Origin of the sequence: Xanthomonas nasturtii (genome assembly GCF_001660815.1) — a bacterium.
In the GTDB taxonomy this organism is placed as follows: domain Bacteria; phylum Pseudomonadota; class Gammaproteobacteria; order Xanthomonadales; family Xanthomonadaceae; genus Xanthomonas; species Xanthomonas nasturtii.
Genome location: NZ_LYMI01000040.1, coordinates 16240 through 35227, shown reverse-complemented (window position 1 = coordinate 35227; position 18988 = coordinate 16240). Strand labels below are relative to the sequence as shown.

The 18988-nt window shown below is 65.1% G+C and carries 19 protein-coding genes, 1 other RNA gene and 1 riboswitch; of the genes, 12 read left to right on the top strand and 8 right to left on the bottom strand.

What is annotated here, in order from left to right:
* Positions 1-26 precede the first annotated feature (26 nt).
* From A7D16_RS14790 to A7D16_RS14780, 3 genes are all read left to right on the top strand, one after another.
* Complete coding sequence (locus A7D16_RS14790; protein ID WP_064633988.1) at positions 27-590, top strand: cytochrome b; 564 nt, start codon at positions 27-29, stop codon at positions 588-590.
* Between the two features lie 9 nt (positions 591-599).
* Complete coding sequence (locus tag A7D16_RS14785; protein ID WP_064633986.1) at positions 600-1169, top strand: YceI family protein; 570 nt, start codon at positions 600-602, stop codon at positions 1167-1169.
* 150 nt (positions 1170-1319) lie between these two features.
* Entirely contained in the window at positions 1320-1880 is a 561-nt protein-coding gene (locus tag A7D16_RS14780; protein ID WP_239687014.1) for an excalibur calcium-binding domain-containing protein, read from the top strand.
* 49 nt (positions 1881-1929) lie between these two features.
* Here A7D16_RS14780 and A7D16_RS14775 read toward each other — a convergent pair whose 3' ends face one another.
* Positions 1930-2163, bottom strand: a complete 234-nt coding sequence (locus tag A7D16_RS14775) for a glutaredoxin family protein (protein ID WP_064633981.1) — start codon at positions 2161-2163, stop codon at positions 1930-1932.
* Between the two features lie 87 nt (positions 2164-2250).
* Between A7D16_RS14775 and A7D16_RS14770 the strand changes: the two genes are divergently transcribed.
* Positions 2251-3633, top strand: a complete 1383-nt coding sequence (locus A7D16_RS14770; protein WP_064633979.1) for an L-serine ammonia-lyase — start codon at positions 2251-2253, stop codon at positions 3631-3633.
* Positions 3634-3635: 2 nt separating this feature from the next.
* On the opposite strand, the gene A7D16_RS14765 is transcribed toward A7D16_RS14770, so the two are convergent.
* A non-coding RNA gene (locus tag A7D16_RS14765) (sX9 sRNA) lies at positions 3636-3709 on the bottom strand.
* A 334-nt stretch (positions 3710-4043) separates the two neighbouring features.
* Between A7D16_RS14765 and A7D16_RS14760 the strand changes: the two genes are divergently transcribed.
* Complete coding sequence (locus A7D16_RS14760; protein ID WP_064633995.1) at positions 4044-5039, top strand: alpha/beta fold hydrolase; 996 nt, start codon at positions 4044-4046, stop codon at positions 5037-5039.
* Between the two features lie 95 nt (positions 5040-5134).
* On the opposite strand, the gene A7D16_RS14755 is transcribed toward A7D16_RS14760, so the two are convergent.
* Genes A7D16_RS14755 through metX form a run of 3 tightly spaced genes read right to left on the bottom strand, consistent with a single transcriptional unit; the run spans position 5135 to position 8465 of the window.
* A complete protein-coding gene (locus A7D16_RS14755) occupies positions 5135-6223 on the bottom strand; it encodes a homoserine dehydrogenase family protein (protein ID WP_064633977.1) in 1089 nt (362 codons plus the stop codon).
* Positions 6220-7437, bottom strand: coding sequence for an O-succinylhomoserine (thiol)-lyase (locus tag A7D16_RS14750; RefSeq protein WP_064633974.1), 1218 nt, complete (start codon positions 7435-7437; stop codon positions 6220-6222). Before A7D16_RS14750 ends, A7D16_RS14755 begins: the two co-directional genes overlap by 4 nt.
* Positions 7434-8465: a homoserine O-succinyltransferase MetX gene (gene metX, locus A7D16_RS14745; protein WP_064633972.1), complete on the bottom strand. Its 1032-nt coding sequence runs from the start codon at positions 8463-8465 to the stop codon at positions 7434-7436. The genes A7D16_RS14750 and metX overlap by 4 nt, the downstream gene beginning before the upstream one ends.
* Before the next feature lie 70 nt (positions 8466-8535).
* A riboswitch (SAM riboswitch) is annotated at positions 8536-8655 on the bottom strand.
* Positions 8656-8783: 128 nt separating this feature from the next.
* On the opposite strand from metX, the gene A7D16_RS14740 reads away from it, so the two are divergent.
* The 5 genes from A7D16_RS14740 (at position 8784) to A7D16_RS14720 (ending at position 14278) form a co-directional block, all read left to right on the top strand.
* Positions 8784-9683, top strand: a complete 900-nt coding sequence (locus A7D16_RS14740) for a M23 family metallopeptidase (RefSeq protein WP_064633970.1) — start codon at positions 8784-8786, stop codon at positions 9681-9683.
* Positions 9684-9813: 130 nt separating this feature from the next.
* Positions 9814-11418 (top strand): peptide chain release factor 3, encoded by a 1605-nt coding sequence (locus A7D16_RS14735; RefSeq protein WP_064633968.1) that lies wholly within the window; start codon positions 9814-9816, stop codon positions 11416-11418.
* A gap of 7 nt (positions 11419-11425) precedes the next feature.
* Positions 11426-11617, top strand: a complete 192-nt coding sequence (locus A7D16_RS14730; protein ID WP_064633965.1) for a hypothetical protein — start codon at positions 11426-11428, stop codon at positions 11615-11617.
* On the top strand, positions 11614-12258 hold the full coding sequence (gene trhA / locus A7D16_RS14725) for a PAQR family membrane homeostasis protein TrhA (RefSeq protein WP_064633963.1): 645 nt from the start codon (positions 11614-11616) through the stop codon (positions 12256-12258). Before A7D16_RS14730 ends, trhA begins: the two co-directional genes overlap by 4 nt.
* A 49-nt stretch (positions 12259-12307) precedes the next feature.
* A complete protein-coding gene (locus A7D16_RS14720) occupies positions 12308-14278 on the top strand; it encodes an AsmA family protein (RefSeq protein ID WP_064633993.1) in 1971 nt (656 codons plus the stop codon).
* A gap of 428 nt (positions 14279-14706) precedes the next feature.
* Here A7D16_RS14720 and A7D16_RS14715 read toward each other — a convergent pair whose 3' ends face one another.
* From A7D16_RS14715 to mtgA, 3 genes are read right to left on the bottom strand one after another with little or no spacing between them, the layout of a single operon-like run.
* Entirely contained in the window at positions 14707-15135 is a 429-nt protein-coding gene (locus A7D16_RS14715) for a CBS domain-containing protein (RefSeq protein ID WP_064633960.1), read from the bottom strand.
* Between the two features lie 19 nt (positions 15136-15154).
* Positions 15155-16153, bottom strand: a complete 999-nt coding sequence (locus A7D16_RS14710) for a glycosyltransferase family 2 protein (protein ID WP_064633958.1) — start codon at positions 16151-16153, stop codon at positions 15155-15157.
* Positions 16150-16887: a monofunctional biosynthetic peptidoglycan transglycosylase gene (mtgA, locus tag A7D16_RS14705; RefSeq protein ID WP_064633956.1), complete on the bottom strand. Its 738-nt coding sequence runs from the start codon at positions 16885-16887 to the stop codon at positions 16150-16152. Before mtgA ends, A7D16_RS14710 begins: the two co-directional genes overlap by 4 nt.
* A gap of 75 nt (positions 16888-16962) precedes the next feature.
* Between mtgA and hslO the strand changes: the two genes are divergently transcribed.
* Positions 16963-17853, top strand: a complete 891-nt coding sequence (hslO, locus tag A7D16_RS14700) for an Hsp33 family molecular chaperone HslO (RefSeq protein ID WP_064633954.1) — start codon at positions 16963-16965, stop codon at positions 17851-17853.
* A 152-nt stretch (positions 17854-18005) separates the two neighbouring features.
* Complete coding sequence (locus A7D16_RS14695) at positions 18006-18842, top strand: XOO1806 family protein (protein ID WP_064633951.1); 837 nt, start codon at positions 18006-18008, stop codon at positions 18840-18842.
* The last annotated feature ends 146 nt before the right edge of the window (positions 18843-18988 follow it).

The window sequence follows — 18988 nt, the reverse complement described above, 5'->3', positions numbered from 1 at the left end:
GCCCCCACCCGCCCGGACGCTGAAACATGAGCCCGAAGAACGTCGAACGCTGGGGCGGTGTGAGCCAGACCCTGCATTGGTTGATCGCGCTGTTGATTCTGGTGCTGGGCATCGTCGGCCTGACCATGGGCGAGCTGCCCAAGACGCCGAAATATTTCTGGATCTACACCGCGCACAAGTCGGTCGGGCTGACGGTGCTGGCTTTGGTGATCATGCGGCTGGGCTGGCGCATCTACGCCGGCGCACCGCCGCCGGTCGCCGGCACGCCGCGCTGGCAGGAGCGCATCGCCGGGCTCACCCATTGGCTGCTGTACGCCATGATCTTCGCCATGCCGCTGTCGGGCTGGTTGTACGACTCCACCAGCGGCCTGCGCCCGTTCCGCTGGTTCGGCCTGTTCAATGTGCCCAAGCTCAGCCCGCCGGACGAACAACTGCGCGCCACCGCGCACGTTATCCACGAATGGGGTTTCTGGCTGTTGATTGCTGTGGTGCTGGCGCACGCCGGCGCTGCGCTGTACCACCATCTGTTCCAGCGTGACGCCACCTTGGCGCGGATGTTGCCGCGCGGTTGGCTCTCCCCCAAATCCTGAGGAATTCCCATGTCGTCCAAGTTGTTTGCCTCTCCGTTGCTGGTCGCCGCCTCGCTGGTTGCCACCTTCGCCGCTGCGCCGGTGTCCGCCGTCGAGTACGTGCAGGCGCCGGGCTCGTCGTTGGTGTTCGCCAGCAAGTACGACGGCGAAGTGTTCACCGGCAAGTTCCCCGGCTTCGACACCACGCTGAGTTTCGATCCGGCCAACCTTGCAGGCGCCAAGCTCGACGTGCGCATTCCGCTGGCCAGTGCGATCAGCGGCAACAACGACCGCGATTCCACCCTGCAGGGCCCGGACTTCTTCAACGTCGCCAAGTTCGCCACCGCGCGCTACCGCGCCGACAGGTTCCGCGCCCTGGGCGGTAACCAGTACGCCGCCGACGGCACCCTGGAACTGCGTGGCGTCAGCAAGCCGGTCACGCTGACCTTCACCTGGACCCCGGGCGCACAGCCGGTGCTGGCCGGCAAGGCCGTGGTCAAGCGGCTGGATTTCGGCGTGGGCGGCGGCGACTGGGCCGACACCAAGACCATTCCCAACGAAACTGCGATCAGCACCAAGGTCGTGTTGAAGGCGAAGTAACGCCACAGGCCGCAACCGGACGCAGCCACTGGGCGGCGGACATCCTCGTCGGGTCCGCCGCTTTTTTATGCGCGCCTGTCACATGACACCGCGCGACAGCTAGACTCGGTGGCCACTTCAAGGACACCAACAATGCGTACACACGGAACGTTGACCCGCTGGAATAGCGACCGCGGTTTCGGCTTCATCACTCCAGCGCAGCCCGGCGATGACGTGTTCGTGCATATTTCCGCGTTTCCGCACGGCTTCGAGTCCCCGCGCATCGGCGAGGTGATCTCGTTCGAAACCGAGCCTGGCCCGGATGGTCGCCTGCGCGCGGTGCGCGTCATACGTGCCGGTACCCCTGTGCCCAAGCATAACGCCCCCGTGCGACGCACGACGCGCACGGTGCCGGCAAAGGGAAAGATCGGCCTTGGCAACGTCTTGCGGATGATGCTCGTACTCGTTGGCGGCGCGTTTGCCTATCAGCAGCGCGATCACTTGATCGCTGCGTTCAAGCCGGCGGCGTCACTAGAGCAAACGTCGGTCCCGGTGCGGCCCGTAGCAGCCGCTCCTGCATCTGCACCCGCGCACTACAGTTGCGGCGGGCGCACGCGTTGCACGCAGATGAGTTCCTGCGCCGAAGCGACTTACGTACTGCAGCATTGCCCAAACACCGCAATGGACGGCGACAACGATGGCGTGCCCTGCGAGGACCAGTGGTGCCGTTGAACAGCGACGCCAGGAACGCCAGACGCAAACCAGGTCCGTACGCGCCACATCAACGCGTACCGGCATCCAGCCACGCACGCAGACCGGTGCCATCGAACGGCCAATCCAGCTCGCGTCCACGGGCATCGCGCAACACCGGCACACGCTCGCCATAAGCGGACTCGAGCGCTGTGTCGTTGTCGATAAACACGCTGCTGAACTCGCCGGCACGTACCTGCGCCAGCACTTCCACGGCCTGGTCGCACAGGTGGCAATCGTCGCGCTGGTACAAGGTCAGGGACATCCGCTCAGCTCTCATGCTGCGCTGCAGCCGTGCCGCAATCGCCGAACGACTAGAATAGCCGCCTTTACGCTTACCTCTCCGGCACGCATGGCTGTCAGCACGTTCGACCTGTTCAAGATCGGCATCGGTCCGAGTTCTTCCCACACCGTGGGGCCGATGCGCGCCGCCGAGCGCTTCGTGCATCGCTGGCTGCTCGATGCCGGGCGCCTGCAGGATGTGGTGCGCATCCGCGCCGAGGTGTTCGGCTCGCTTGCCCTCACCGGCCGCGGCCACGGCACCGACAAGGCGGTGCTGCTGGGGCTGGAAGGCCATCGCCCGAACCTGATCGACCCGGACATCATCCCCGCCACGCTGGAACGCATCCGCACCAGCAAGCGCATCAGTTTGATGGGCCAGCACACCATCGGTTTCGACGAAAAGCGCGACCTGCCGATGAACAAGCGCCAGAAGCTGCCTTACCACACCAATGGCATGCGCTTCACCGCATACGACGCGGAGGAAGGCGTGATCGCCACACGCGACTATTACTCGGTCGGCGGCGGCTTCGTGGTCAACCAGGACGACGCTGCCGACGACCGCATCGTGGCCGACGAGACGCCGCTGCCCTACCCGTTTCTCAGTGGCGACGAATTGCTGGCGCAGTGCGCACGCAGCGGTCTGAGCATCGCCGCGCTGATGTTCGAAAACGAAAAAAGCTGGCGCAGCGAAGACGAGATTCGTGCGGGCCTGCGCGAGCTGTGGAATGCGATGCAGTCCTGCGTGGAGCGCGGCATCCGCCAGGAAGGCACGCTGCCCGGTGGCCTGAACGTCTCGCGACGCGCACCGGCGCTGTACCGCGAACTCTCATCCAAGCCGGAAGCGGCGATGCGCGACCCGCTGACCACGCTGGATTGGGTCAACCTGTACGCACTGGCAGTCAACGAAGAAAATGCAGCCGGCGGCCGCGTGGTCACCGCGCCCACCAACGGTGCCGCCGGCATCATCCCGGGGGTACTGCATTACTTCGACCGCTTCTGCGCCGGGGCATCCGAGCAGCGCATCTTCGACTTCCTGCTCACCGCCGCCGCCATCGGCATCCTCTACAAGGAAAACGCCTCCATTTCCGGTGCCGAAGTCGGTTGCCAGGGCGAAGTGGGCGTGGCCTGTTCGATGGCCGCAGGCGGCCTGGTTGCCGCACTCGGCGGCAACCCGGGGCAGATCGAAAACGCGGCCGAAATCGGCATGGAACACAACCTGGGCCTGACCTGCGACCCGATTGGCGGGCTGGTGCAGATCCCGTGCATCGAACGTAATGCAATGGGCGCGGTGAAAGCGATCAACGCCAGCCGCATGGCCATGCGCGGCGACGGCAAGCACAAGGTCTCGCTGGACAAGGTCATCAAGACCATGCGCGACACCGGCCGCGACATGCAGGACAAGTACAAGGAAACCAGCCGCGGTGGTCTGGCGGTGAACGTCATCGAGTGCTGAGCGGCTAAAAACGTAGCGAGCAGTCGTCAGGTGGGCACGCACGGCGCGGAGGAACCGGAGTGTACGAACGGCACATGCCGATTCCAGGCACCGGCCGCGCCCGCCTGACGGCTGCGTAGGAGTTTTGTTAGCTGCGCTAGACGAGCAGCGTCGCCAGGCAACTGAGCAGCGCACCAAAACGTGCGCAACGCGCGAACAGTACACAGGCGCACCGCACCAGACTGCGAACACCTTGCATAAGCGCGCCAAGGCGCGTGGAGCCTGGCCGTTAACGCCTGATCGCGCGCCCGCGCACTCGACCCACGCAGCCCATCATCTACCGCGTCCGCTCGCGCGCCTTCACCCAAGGCTGTACTTCCCAAGACATCCACCCGTGTACGTTGCGAGCTGGATTCCGATTGGAGATCGCGATGCGACAGCTCGCTTGCACCCTCGCCCTTGCCATGGCTTGCGCCCCATTGATGGCGCAAGAAAGCAGCTATGGCCCACGTCTGGAAGGCTTCGACTACCCCTACCCGGTCAAGATCGACGCCTTCACTTCGCAACAGCAACCGCTGGAAATGGCGTATCTGGATGTCGCTCCAAGCGGCAAGGCGAACGGGCGCACCGCCGTGCTGCTGCATGGCAAGAACTTTTGCGCAGCGACATGGGAAACCACCATCGCGGCATTGAGCAAGGCCGGCTACCGCGTGATCGCGCCGGACCAGGTGGGCTTTTGCAAATCCAGCAAACCGGCGGCCTATCAGTTCTCCTTCGCGCAATTGGCCGACAACACGCATGCGCTGCTGAAAAAACTCGGCATCGAGCGCGCGGTCGTGGTCGGCCATTCGATGGGCGGCATGCTCGCGATCCGCTATGCGTTGATGTATCCGCAGGCCACCGAGCACCTTGCCCTGGTCGACCCGATCGGCCTGGAAGACTGGAAGGCCGAAGGCATCCCGTGGCGCAGCGTCGACGCCTGGTACGACAACGAGCTGAAAAACAGCTTCGAGCGGATCAAGAAGTATCAGATGGACGTGTACTACGCCGGCCAATGGAAGCCGGAATTCGAACGCTGGGCGCGCATGCAGGCGGGCATGTCGCTGGGCAACGGCAAGCAGGCCGTGGCCTGGAATCAGGCCCTGACCTACGACATGGTGTTCAATCAACCGGTGGTGTACGAACTGCCCAAGCTCACGGTGCCGACCACGCTGTTCATCGGCCTCAAGGACCGCACCGCGATCGGCAAGGACACCGCCCCGCCGCAGGTCAAGGCACGCGTCGGCGATTACACCAAGCTGGGCAAGCGCGCAGCTGCGGCGATTCCGCAGGCAACGCTGGTCGAATTCGCCGACCTTGGACATTCGCCGCAGGTGCAGGACCCAACGCGTTTCAATGCGGCCCTGTTGAAGGCGATCGCGAAGTAATTGCCGCAAGGCATCGCGGGAGGACGACGCAGGTCATCCCGCGATGCCACATCAACGTTGCTTCCGGGCTGTTGTCCAGTTCCACGTCGAGCCCATCACCCAGCCACGATCCGCAACACATCATCCAGCAGCGCCGCGGCAGTCACTTCTGCACCCGCGCCCGGGCCCTGGATCAACAACGGCTGCTCTCGGTACCGGTCGCTGCTGATCGCCACCCGGTTGTCGGTACCGGCGCCGCCAGCCAACGGATGTTCCAGCGCCAACTCGCGCAAGCCCACGCTCGCCCCATGTGCATCCACGCGACCCACGAAGCGCAGGCAACGCCCTGCGGCGCGCGCCTGCTGCCAGCGCGCGCCCACCACCGCATCCAGTGCGCCCAACTGCGCGTTCACATCAGCCAGCGGCACGCGCGCAATGGCTGCCGGCACCAGCGATTCCACATGCACCTGCTCGGCCTCCAGCTGCCACCCCGCAGCGCGCGCCAGGATCAGCAATTTGCGCCGCACATCCTCGCCAGAGAGATCGATACGCGGATCCGGCTCGGTATACCCGCAGGCCATCGCTTCGCGTACACACTCGGAAAACGCAGCGCTGCCGTCGTAACGATGAAACAGCCACGCCAACGAGCCAGACAACACGCCCTCGATCGAATGGATATGGTCGCCCCCGGCCACCAGCGCGCGCACGCTGCTCAACACCGGCAGCCCGGCGCCCACGGTCGCACTATCTCCGTAGTGCGCACCACTTGCATGGCGCGCCGCGTGCAAGGCCTGCGCACGCGACAGCGCCGTGCCCTGGCCCAACTTGTTGGCGGTGACCACGTGCACACCACGCAGCAGCCATTCCACATGCCAATCGGCCACCACATCGCTGGCAGTCGCATCAACCAGCACATCGCCGGCACGCAGCGCGGTGGTTTCTGCCCACGGCTGCACGACCGCCTGCCCGCGCGGCGCGGCATTGGCGTGTTGCAGCGCCTGCTCGGCACTCACGCCGCAATCCTGTGCAGTGCGCGAATTGGCCAACCAATCAAAACGCGGCAAACGCAGTTGACGCGCCTGCAGCGCGGTATAACGCGTCACGAAGGCGCGCCCCACGGTGCCGGTCCCCAGCAAGGCCAGACGCGGCGTCGGCGTCACCGCAGCGGCCGGAGCGCGGCGCGAAACAGGCAGCACAGTGCTCACGCGTCCACCTGTTTGCGGTTGGCAGTGGTCAGGGTGGCTTGCGCGCGGGCCAGACCGGCGCGCAGATCGATCAATAGATCTTCGGCCGATTCGATCCCGATCGACAGCCGCAGCAGCCCATCGGAAATGCCGGCCGCCGCGCGCGCTTCGGCGGTCATCGCCGCATGCGTCATCGAGGCCGGATGCGCGATCAGGCTTTCCACCCCGCCCAAGGATTCGGCCAGGGTGAAATAGCGCAAGCCATCGACAAACGCGCGCACCGCCGCTTCGCCGCCTTCCAGCTCGAAACTCATCATCGCGCCAAAACCCTTCTGCTGACGCGCGGCCAGCGCATGGCCCGGATGCGCCGCCAGACCGGGGAAATACACCTGATTCACCGCCCCATGCCCGTCCAGCAACGCGGCGATCGCATCGGCATTTTCCTGGTGCACGCGCAGCCGCGCATCCAGCGTGCGCAGACCGCGCAGGGTGAGGAAGGCATCGAACGGCGAGCCGGTCAGGCCCAGCGCATTGGCCCACCACACCAGTTGCTGATGCAGCTCGGCATCGCGCGCCACCACCGCACCGCCCACCACATCGCTGTGGCCGTTGATGTACTTGGTGGTGGAATGCAGCACCAGGTCGGCGCCGAATTCCAGCGGCTTCTGCAGTGCCGGCGACAGGAAGGTGTTGTCCACCACGGTCAACGCGCCCACCTTCCTGGCAGCTTCGATGACGAAGCGCAGATCGGTGATGCGCAGCAGCGGGTTGGAGGGGGTTTCGATCAGTACCAGCTTGGGCGACTGCGCCAACGCATCGGCCAGCGAACGCGGGTCGGTGAGGTCGGCGGTGATCAGCGCGAAGTGGCCTTTCTTGGCCAACGCATTGAACAAGCGCCAGCTGCCGCCGTAAGCATCGTGCGGTACCACCAGCGTGTCGCCGGGCTGCAGCAGCGCGTTGAGCACCAGATTGATCGCGCCCATGCCGGTGGAGGTGATCACCCCGCCCGCGCCGCCTTCCAGTTCGGCCAGCGCTTCGCCGAGCAGATCGCGGGTCGGATTGCCGCTGCGGGTGTAGTCGTACTGGCGCTTGTTGCCGAACCCATCGAAGGAAAAATTCGACGACAACACGATCGGCGGGGTCACCGCACCGTAGGCAGTATCGCGATCGATACCGGCGCGCACGGCGGCAGTGGCAGCGGTACAGGGGGCGTCGGAGGGGTCACGAAAGCTCATGCGGTTTCTCCGGTGCTGCGAAGGGCAGTAGTGAGGATCGCGTCGATGCGATCGATTTCTTTCAGGAAGGCGTCGTGGCCATACGGCGAGCGCAACACGCGCAGGCTGCCGCGCGGCCCCAAGCCTTCGACCAGGCTGACCAGGTCGGCCAGCGGCACCAGGCGGTCGCCCTCCACCGCCACCACGACGGTGGGCACGCGCACCTGCGCCGGGTCGATGCGGTGCAGGTCGATGGATTCGGACAGGCGCAAGTAAGCGTTCACCGGCGTGCGCGCCACGTACTGCGCACCGGCAGCGTCCAGATAGTCTTCCGCCGCCACACGCACGCGGCCATTGATCACTTCCGGCGGCGCATCGAAGCGTTCGCTGAATTCTTCCGGCGTGCGGTAGCTGAGCATGGCGAATTGACGTGCCAGCGCCAGCCCGTGGTTTTCCGCGCATTGCAGCTGGCCTAGCGCCACCGCGCGGCGTTGCAATGCACGCCAGGCCGCGGCATACGGGTGCGCGCGATGCGCCCCGCTCACCGCAATCAGGGTGCCGACGCGGGCCGCATGGCGAATGGCGAACTGCAGGCCAACCAGCGCACCGTAGGAATAGCCGACAAAGCCGTGCAACCGCACGATGCCCAGTGCGTCCAGCAACGCGGCGATGGCATCGGCCTGGTCGGCAGTTTCGATCGGCGCATCCAGCGTGCCGTCGGCACCAAGAAAATCGAATGCCAGCAACCGGCGCGATGCCGGGTCCAGCGCGCGTCCGCCGCCGACCAGCCCATCCACCCAGCCCTTCTCGGGAAACAGCGCACTGGCAGCGAGATGGCGGTGCGCGGAGATACCGCCGGCCACGAACACCACCGGCGCATTGGCCGCGCCGATCAGTTCATAGCGCAGCCGCAGCTCGCGCATGCCGGCATGGCGCATCGGCAGGGCAATGGCGAGTTCGCCGCGCACGGCAGTAAGGCCATCGTCGTTGCTGGCGGGGATGTAAACGGAATCGTTGGTAGACGGCGATGCTGTATTCACGAGGCTCATGGCGGTATCCAGGGTGGATCGGCCATCGAGCTTCGCGGAGCTCGCGTTCGACGTGCACAAGGCACGATTCGAACCATCTTTCGGCGGACGCGTGGTCCCCGCAGGATTTGGCACCAAACGCGGACGCTTGCGCGCTCCGCTGGCTGCCCCGGCATCAAAGGGCCTGTCCCTCCGCCGGTCTCGATGGTGAGGCTAAGATGCCACCGGCTTTTTGCGATGTCAATCTCTTCATGCGGATGGAAAGATATATTTTCATCCGATACCACTCCAGCCTGGGATGGGCCGCATACTTGCGCCCCTTTTGCTCGAGTCGATGGCGTGCCCCACCCCGTGCCCCGCATCGCCCTCGTCACAGCATTGGCTTCATTGCTGGCCAGCGCATCTGCGGCACATGCGCAGCAGCGTTGGCACTGGCCTGGCGCTACCGCACCCCCCTCGCCCCAGGCACCGGCCGCGCAACCCGCGCCGGCAGCCGCCGGTCCCGGCGCTGCGCTGCAACTGGAATGGCAGGCACCGGTGTATCTTGCCTGGGTCACCAATCCGCTGGCCGGGCCGGCGCAACTGCGCGTGAGCGCGCCGCCCAGCGAGGATTACCGCGCCGTGCCGCAATTGCCGCTGACACTGCAGCTGGACGCACATGAGCGCCGCTTGCTGACCCGGCTGTATCCGGCCAGCAACCAGCGCATCCTTGGCGGGCTCGGGCTCACGCTCGACGTGGTTCCGGGCGACCCACGGGCCACGCCGCAGCCCGTGCGCTATCAGTTGCCGTTCCACGGCGTGCCGGTGCAGGTGGCGCAAGGCTTCGGCGGGCACTTCAGCCATGCCGATCCGCCCAACTGGTATGCGGTGGACTTCGCCCTGCCGCAGGGCACGCCGGTCCTGGCGGCACGCGACGGCGTGGTCATGCAGGTGCAGCGCGGTGTCCTCGACAACAGCCCGAACGACCCCGCAGCCGGCGGCGGCAACCTGGTGCGCGTCCTGCATGCCGATGGCAGCATGGCCCTCTACGCCCACCTGGCGCCCGACGGCGTCGCCGTCCGGCCAGGCCAGGCGGTGCGCAGCGGCGAGCGGCTGGGCGCCTCCGGCAATACCGGCTTCAGCACTGCACCGCATCTGCATTTCGCGATCCAGCGCAATGCCGATCTGCAGCTGGTCTCGCTGCCGTTCCGCATGCTCGGCCCGCAGGGCGAGCTGCAGTTCCCCTCGCCGGCCCCCTGACGCTAGCCACCTGCCCGGTCAACCCGCTCGCCGGAGCCTGCCCAATTCCCCAAAAGCGTGCCGCAGCGAAGCCGCTATAATCCCCGGCTTCCTCAGTTCCCGCAGGCGTCCGACAGGGCGCGCCCAGCCCATGTCCGAAGTCTCCAACGAAGCCGCGCGCCGCCGCACCTTCGCCATCATTTCCCACCCCGACGCCGGCAAGACCACGTTGACCGAAAAGCTGCTGTTGTTCGGCGGCGCGATCCAGATGGCCGGCTCGGTGAAGGGCCGCAAGGCCGCGCGCCACGCCACTTCGGACTGGATGGCGCTGGAAAAGGAGCGCGGCATCTCGGTCACCTCGTCGGTGATGCAGTTCCCGTACGAGGGCAAGATCGTCAACCTGCTCGACACCCCCGGCCACGCCGACTTCGGCGAGGACACCTACCGCGTGCTCACCGCGGTGGACTCGGCACTGATGGTCATCGACGTGGCCAAGGGCGTGGAAGAACGCACCATCAAGCTGATGGAAGTCTGCCGCCTGCGCGACACCCCCATCATGACCTTCATCAACAAGCTCGATCGCGAGGGCAAGAACCCGATCGATCTGCTGGACGAAGTGGAAACCGTGCTCGGCATCCAGTGCGCGCCGGTGACCTGGCCAATTGGCATGGGCCAGCGCCTCAAGGGCGTGGTGCATCTGATCACCGGCGAAGTGCATCTGTACGAACAGGGGCGCAATTTCACCCGCCAGGACTCCACCATCTTCCCGTCGCTGGATGCACCGGGCCTGGCCGCCAAGATCGGCGAGCAGATGCTGGCCGAGCTGCGCGGGGAACTGGAACTGGTGCAAGGCGCCAGCAATGCGTTCGATCTGGAGGCGTATCGCGCCGGCCAACAGACCCCGGTGTTCTTCGGTTCGGGCGTCAACAACTTCGGTGTGCAGCCGCTGCTGGACTTCTTCATCGAACACGCACCGCCGCCGCAGGCGCGCGACACCACCGGCCGCCGCGTCGAGGCCACCGAGCCCAAACTCAGCGGCTTCGTGTTCAAGATCCAGGCCAACATGGACCCGCAGCATCGCGACCGCGTGGCATTCATGCGCGTGTGCTCGGGCAAATTCACCGCCGGCATGAAGACGCTGCATGTGCGCAGCGGCAAGGACGTCAAACTCGCCAACGCGCTGACCTTCATGGCCTCCGATCGCGAAATTGCCGCCGAGGCCTGGCCGGGCGATGTCATCGGCATCCACAACCACGGCACCATTTCCATCGGCGACACCTTCACCGAAGGCGAATCGCTGTCGTTCACCGGCATCCCGAACTTCGCGCCGGAATTGTTCCGCCGCGCGCGCCTGCGCGACCCGCTCAAGCTCAAGCAGCTGCAGAAAGGCCTGGCGCAGCTGTCCGAAGAAGGCGCCACGCAGTTTTTCCGCCCGTTGATGAGCAACGACCTGATCCTGGGTGCGGTCGGCGTGCTGCAGTTCGACGTGGTCGCCTACCGGCTCAAGGACGAATACGGGGTGGATGCGATCTTCGAGCCGGTCAGCGTCACCACCGCGCGCTGGGTGCATTGCGACAACCCCAAGAAGCTGGAGGAATTTCGCGAGAAAAACGCCGGCAATCTGGGCATCGATGCGGCCGGCCAACTGGTCTATCTCGCACCGACGCGCGTCAACCTGCAACTGGCGCAGGAGCGCGCGCCGGACGTGCGCTTTTCCGCTACCCGCGAACATGCGCATGCCAAGGCGATCGATTGAGGCCAGCTTGCAGCACCTGCGCGCAACCGCCTGCTGCGCGCGGCCGGTGTTCGCCATGACAGCTGCGCCGCGCCGCCGCGCCATCCACCTTTACCTGATGACCACCTGCAAGGTTTTGCTGGCCGCCTTCAATCGCGACAAGGGAACGCCACTGCTGGCGATGCGAATTGCGCGCAGTTGCGGTACCTTTTTGGCATGAACGCAGACGCCTCCCCCTCGACTGACCTGCGCGACGAAATCGCCAGTGCCGTGACCCACGGCCTGGGTGCGATTGCTGCATTGGCCGGCGGTTCGGTGCTGATCACGCTGGCCGCCGTCTATGGCGATGGCTGGCAATTGGCCACCTCCATCGTGTTCAGCGCCACGCTGATCCTGCTCTACGTCGCCTCCACGCTCTTCCACGCCATCCCGCACCCGGGCGCCAAGGCGCGCCTGCAGGTGCTCGATCATTGCGCGATCTATTTGTTGATCGCCGGCACCTACACACCGTTTACGCTGATCAATCTGCGCGGCCCCTGGGGCTGGGGATTGTTCGCCGCCATCTGGACGATCGCCGCCGCCGGGGTGATCTTCAAACTGTTTTTCACCGGCCGCTTTCGCTTGCTATCGACCATCCTGTATCTGGCGATGGGCTGGCTGATCATCGTGGCGATCCAGCCGTTGCTGCGCTCGGTCGACACCTGGTCGCTGTGCTGGCTGCTGGCCGGCGGGCTCTTCTACACCTTGGGCACGTATTTCTATCAACGCGACACCCAGCGCTACTTCCACGCGATCTGGCATCTGTTCGTGCTTGCCGGTAGCGCTTGCCACTTCGTTGCAGTGATCGCACAGGTAGTGTGATCTGTGACCTTTGCCGCGTTCGCGCGCCGTGCACGAGGCATCGCCAACCATGGCTCGCGTGAACAATGTGACCGACACCTCAGCTGCACCACCTTCCCGCGCGCCACGTCGTCGACGCTGGCTGGTCGCGCTTGCCATCGCCGCCGCCGCCGCCGCCGTGGTGATCTTCGTGCTGCTGTTCCAGTGGAACTGGCTGCGCGGTCCGGTCGAGCGCGTGGTCAGCGCCAAGACCGGTCGCGAATTCCATCTCGGCTATCTGGATGTCAAGCTGGGCCGCACGACCACCGTGCGCGGCAATCGGCTGCGTCTGGCCAACGCAGCGTGGTCCAAGCGCGGGCCGATGGCCGAGCTCAATTCGGCCGAAATCGATGTCGAGTTATGGCCGCTCTTGCGCGGCAAAGTGCGTCTGCCGGAAATCCGTCTGGATCACCCAACCGTCTTGCTGGAAGCCGGCGACGACACCCATCCCGGCAACTGGGTATTCGATCAGGACGATGGCGATGGCACGATGCCGCGCCTTGGCCGCCTGCTGGTGAACAACGGGCGCCTGCAGTACATCGATGCAGCCAATCGCTCGGACGTGGATGTGGCGATCAACAGCCTTGCACCACCGAGCAGCGACCAACGTGCAGCGCCGATCGGCATCGACGGCAAGGGCCGCTGGAAGGGCTACCGGTTCACGCTCAAGGGCAATACCGCGTCACCGCTGGAGCTGAGCCAGAGCGAGCACCCGTTCCGTATCGATCTGCGCGGCAGCGCCGGCGCCACCCGGACGCACGTGCGCGGCACCTTGACCAACCCGTTCCAGTTCCAGGTCTTCGATCTGCAAATGGCGCTCAGCGGCCAGGACATGCAGGATCTGTATCCGCTGACCGGCGTGGCCATGCCGTCGACGCCGCCGTACAAGCTAGACGGTCATCTGCGCCGCAACGGCCAGCTCTGGCGCTACGAAAAGTTCACCGGCACCGCCGGCGACAGCGATCTGTCGGGCACTGCAGAAGTGGACCTGCGCAACAAGCGTCCGTTCCTGCGTGCCGATCTCGCGTCCAAACGCCTGGACTTCGACGACCTGGCAGGGTTCGTCGGCGCACCACCGAAGACCGGCGCGAACGAGTCGGCAAATGCCGAACAGAAAAAACAGGCGGCACAGCTCGCAGCCAGCGCGCGCGTGCTGCCCGGCACCCCTTACGACTTGTCGAAGCTACGCGCGATGGACGCGCAGGTACGCTGGCGCGCACAGCGCATCAATGCGCCGTCGTGGCCGCTGGACGACATGGATGCCTCGCTGACATTGAAGGAAGGCCTGCTGCAGCTGGACCCGCTGAACTTCGGCGTTGCCGGTGGCGATATCCGCTCTACCATCCGCATGGATGCGCGCAACGAGGTGATCACCACACAACTCAAGGCGGGCCTTCGCGGCATTCGGCTGGATCAGCTCTTCCCCGATACCGCGCTTGCCAGGCAGGCCTCGGGTGCCATCGGTGGCGAATTCGATCTGCGTGGCCGCGGCAACTCGATCGGTGCGATGCTCGGCACCGCTGACGGCACGATCGGCGTCGGCATGGGCCGCGGCCATGTCGGCAACCTGATCATGGAACTGGCCGGGCTGGATATCGCCGAGTCGCTCAAGTATCTGGTCACCGAGGACCGTCAGATTCCGGTGCGCTGCATCTTCGGCGACTTCGGCGTGCAGGACGGCCTGATGCAGTCGCGCGCGCTGGCGTTCGACAGCACCGACACCATCATCGTCGGTGAAGGCACCATCAGCCTCAAAAATGAAACGCTCGATCTGCTGCTGCGTCCGCGCCCGAAGGATCGCAGCATCCTGAGCCTGCGCTCGCCACTGCGGATCGGTGGTAGCTTCAAGGACCCGACCTTCCGTCCCGACTTCAAGGCATTGGGTCTGCGCGGCGCGCTTGCGGTCGGCCTGGGCATGATCGCTCCACCGGCCGCCCTGCTAGCAACTTTCGAACCGGGCCCCGGCAAGGACAGCGATTGCGGCGGCAAATTCGCAAAGTAAGTGCCCTCCACGACTCTGGGCGACCAGCAGACCTGTCCAACGCTGTAGCGATGGTGGCGAGGTTATGACCGCATGCACTTTCTCTGACTGGTGCAGTGGTCCCGAAACCTGCAGTAATGGCCCGCATCGGAGGGAGCTGATCAGACCGCAGTCCTCTGAAGACCGCACGGCATGCGCTGCTTGCACCGTGCACACCGGCCATCTCGACGGGTCCTTGCAGCAAACTCAGAGCGTCGAGAACACCGAACCAGAGAGTTTGCTGACTGTCTTGTTGAAAGCTATGCATACCGACCATCTCAACTGACCCTTGCGACCAGGCCGCAGATCAAACACTTTAAAACTGATCAATCTGCTCGCCACACTCCTCACGCTATGTCGAGCAACAGCGTGGCCCAAGACAAGACGCAGGAAACTTAGCCGGCACGGCCCTAGCTGGCGATATAACGCTGCAATTGATCGATATCGCGCTGCTGGGTCTCGATCACCGCCTTGACCAGATCGCCGATCGAGATCACGCCCTGCACGCGGCCGTTTTCGACCACCGGCAGATGCCGGAAGCGCCCGTCGGTCATCAACTGCATGCAGCGCTCAACCGTGTCCGATGGCGATACCGTCACCACCTCGCTGCTCATGATTTCGGCAACGCTGGTGGTCGATGACGCGCGATCGCGCAGCACCACCTTGCGCGCGTAATCGCGCTCGGAGACGATGCCGACCAGGCGCGGCCCGTCCATCACCAGCACCGCGCCAATGGCCTTCTCGGCCATCAGGCGAACCGCCTCGATCACCGCGGCATCGGCCGCAACCGCAAATACCTCAACCTGCTTGGTCCCCAACAGCTGTCGTACGGTCTGCATGGCCCGCTCCGCGCTTGGTCTAGTGGTCGCAGCCTACTCCCACCGCGCCGCGGTGGGTATCGACCAGATATAGCGGGCGCTGCTTGGCCTCGTCGTACAACCGGCCCAGGTATTCGCCGATCAGGCCCAAGGCGATCAGCTGGATGCCACCCAGAAACAGGATCACCGACATCATGGTCGGCCAACCCGCCACCGGGTCGCCCATCAGCGCGGCCTTGATCACCACCCAGCTGCCGAACAGGAACGCCAGTAACGCGGTCAGCAGGCCCAGATAGGTGGCCGCACGCAGCGGCACCGTCGAAAAACTGGTGATGCCATCGAGCGCGAAATTCCACAGCCGCCACACCGTGAACTTGCTGCGCCCCGACAGACGCGGCGCACGCCGATACGGCAGCGCCGCCTGCCGAAACCCGACCCAGCCGAACAGCCCTTTCATGAAACGGTGGCGCTCGCGCAGCTGCTGCAAGGCCTGCACCACACGTGGCGACAGCAAACGGAAATCGCCGGTATCGGCAGGAATCGGCGTGCGCGACAAGCGCCGGATCACCCGGTAAAACGCGTGCGCGGCACTGCGCTTGAGCCAGCTCTCGCCCTCGCGAAATACCCGCGTGCCAAAGATGTTGTCGTAGCCCCCACGCCACAGCGCAACGAACTCAGGAATCAGCTCCGGCGGGTCCTGGCCATCGGCATCCAGCAACACCACGGCTCCCGGCAACACATGATCCAGACCGGCGGAAATCGCCACTTCCTTGCCGAAATTACGCGACAGCCGAACCGCGCTCACCTGCGGGTCAGCGTCGGCGAGCGCCTGCAGCACGTCCCAGGTGCCATCGATGCTGCCGTCGTCGACATACAACACGTGGGTCTGCAATCCGCGCAATCCCGCCAGCACCGCACACAAGCGCGGATGCAGCAGGGGAATGCTGGTTTCTTCGTTAAAGGCCGCGATGACCACCGTCAGGCGCTCGGCGGCAACCGGCAGTGGGGCGGTATCGGTATCGATGGCGCTCACGCTCATGGCGCCTGCAGATACGCAGGGCCGCCCAACTGGCGCGCCTGTCGCTGGATCCATGCGGTACGCCGCTGCACGAAAGCACCCGGGCGGCGCGCGTCGTAGCGCCGGGGCGATGGCAACACCGCCGCCAGGCGCGCCGATTCGGCCGGCGACAAATCCGCTGCATCCTTGCCCCAGAACTGCCGCGCAGCCGCCTGCGCGCCATACACCCCGTCGCCGAATTCGGCCACGTTGAGATACACCTCAAGGATGCGTTGCTTGGGCCAGAGCAATTCGATCAACACCGTGTACCAGGCCTCCAGACCTTTGCGCACCCAGCTACGGCCTTGCCATAGAAAGACATTCTTGGCGACCTGCTGACTGATCGTGCTGGCGCCGCGCACGCGCCCACCGCGGGCATTATGGTCGCGCGCCTTTTCGATCGCCTGCAGGTCGAAACCGTGATGCATCGGAAACTGCTGATCCTCCGCAGCCACCACCGAAATCGGCAGGCTCGCGGCGATCTTGTCGTAGTCGCGCCACTGCTGGTGTAGCGAAAAGCTCCCGTCTCCTTCGCTCCAGGCCTCCAGGTAGCGCCCGATCATCATGCTGCTGGTAGGCGGGTCGACCACCCGCAGCACCAGCACCTGCAGCACGCTCGCTGCGACGAACAGCAGCGGCGCCGCCAGTATCCAGCGCAGCCAGCGCCGGCGCTGCGGTGATGTCACCTGCTTGCCATCCAATACATCCGTCCCCATTAGTGTGCTTCGCCCTTCTATCCCGATGCCTGCCGCATTATCCGGCAACCAGCGTCCCTTACGTCCGATGTCTCCATGACCGATCACGATCAGCTTTTCCGTTTCCTGCTGCCCGCCGCCGGCGTGCGCGGCGTCCATGTGCGCCTGACCAAGGCCTGGCAAGACATCCAGGGGGCGGCCGATTACCCGCCCGCAGCGCGCCAGCTGCTGGGCGAAGCCGCAGTGGCGTCCGCCTTGTTCACCGGCCACACCAAGGTCGACGGCCGGCTGTCGGTGCAACTGCGCGGCAATGACACCTTACGCACCCTGTTTGCCGAATGCACCGCCGCTGGCACCCTGCGCGGCATCGTGCAACTGGCCGAGGGTGCTGACGCGCCCGCCGACCTGCGCGAGCTGGGAGACGCCGCGCTGTTGGCAATCACCATCGAAAATCCCGGCCTGGACCCGCGCGAACCGCAGCGCTACCAGAGCCTGGTCGGCATGCAGGCCCCGGATCTGGCCGAAGCCTTCGAAACCTATTTCCAGCAGTCCGAGCAACTGCCGACCCGCCTGTTGCTGGCCGCCGGCCCGGATCAGGCTGCCGGCCTGCTGCTGCAGAAACTGCCTGGCGACGAAGGCGACACCGACGGCTGGACCCGCATCGGCGCCCTGTTCGACACCCTCGGTGCTCCCGAGTTGTTGTTGGTGGCCGGCGAAGACCTGTTGCATCGCCTGTTCCACGAAGAGGACCCGCAACTGCTGGGCGGCAAAGCGCTGAACTTTGGTTGCTCCTGTTCGCGCGAGCGGGTCGCCTCGATGCTGGAATCGCTGGGTGAAGAAGAAGCGCGCGCAGCCGCCGAAGAGACTGGCGAGGTAGAAGTGCGGTGCGAGTTCTGTGGCCGCCAGTATCACTTTCCGTTGACCGAGTTAGCCGTACTTTTCAGTACGGCCCAGCCCTCGCAGCAGGCGCCGGAAAGGTTGCAATAGATAGCATTGCGGATGCGTTCTGGGGAACGTGACTACTTGTTAAATAATCATAAACACCCTAGCATCCTCCTTGCCCGCTCTCGGGAACTTAACAACTGCTCCTGGGTCTGACCTCTGGTATGCGACACCTCCTGCGCCGTCCGCTAGCTTTGATGATTGCCCTTGCGGCAGCCACCGGTGTGCATGCGCAGTCGGCACCGCAGCAGGTGCGCGAAGGCACCGTGTTGCCGGTGTGGAACAAGGGCAGCGGCAAGGTGGAAGCCTTCCTGTACCTGGAGCCCACCGGTGAGCAGAAGGCCGGCGCACGCTGGCATTTCGGGCGTAACTCGCTGGACGCAGCATTCGGCTTGACCTCCGGCGACTCGCTGGGCCTGCTCTGCAACAGCAGCCGCGGCACCAACATCAGCGGGCTGGCCAGCCACTGCCTGCTTGCCGGTATTGGCGATGACGAAGACGACAGCGCTGCAGCATCGCGTCGCGTCTCCGGCACCTTGGGCTTCAGCCGTGCCGGTGGCCGCGTTGGCGTGACGGCCGGTACCGGTCGCGACACCCTGCCCGCCTGGCTGATCGGCGCCGGCAAGGCACCACTGACCCGCGTCGAGCAAAACGATCTGACCGTCTTTGGCCAGAAGAACATCGGCCGCGAAGGCTTTGTTTCGATCGGCGGCACCTACGCCCGCGCGCGCCTGGTCCCGTTGGCCGACGTCTCCCCGGCGATTGCCGACCAGTGGGACAGCAAGACCTTGAGCGTCGGTGGTGGCTACGGCGCCTTCAGCGCGAACGTGATCGGCCGTGTCGTCGATGTCCCCGGCCAGCCGGAAAAATGGGAAGGTCTGGGTCTGGGCCTGACCTGGCGCACCCCGTGGAGCGGCCAGTTGACCGTCGGCGCCGAAAACGTCATCTCCCGCGGCAAGAACCCGTTTGCTCCCAGTAACGAGAGCAACAGCGACGGGACAATTCCTTATGTCAGGTATGAGCAAGACCTGTAAGCCACTGACGTAAAACGGAATTCCAATAGCGCCACCGATCACACAATCGGTGGCGTTTTTCGTTCAGGAATGCCTGAAACAGCACGTTTTCACGACTTCCTTCTTTTTCGTTAACGGGACTTTAATTCCGGGCGCAACGCATATAC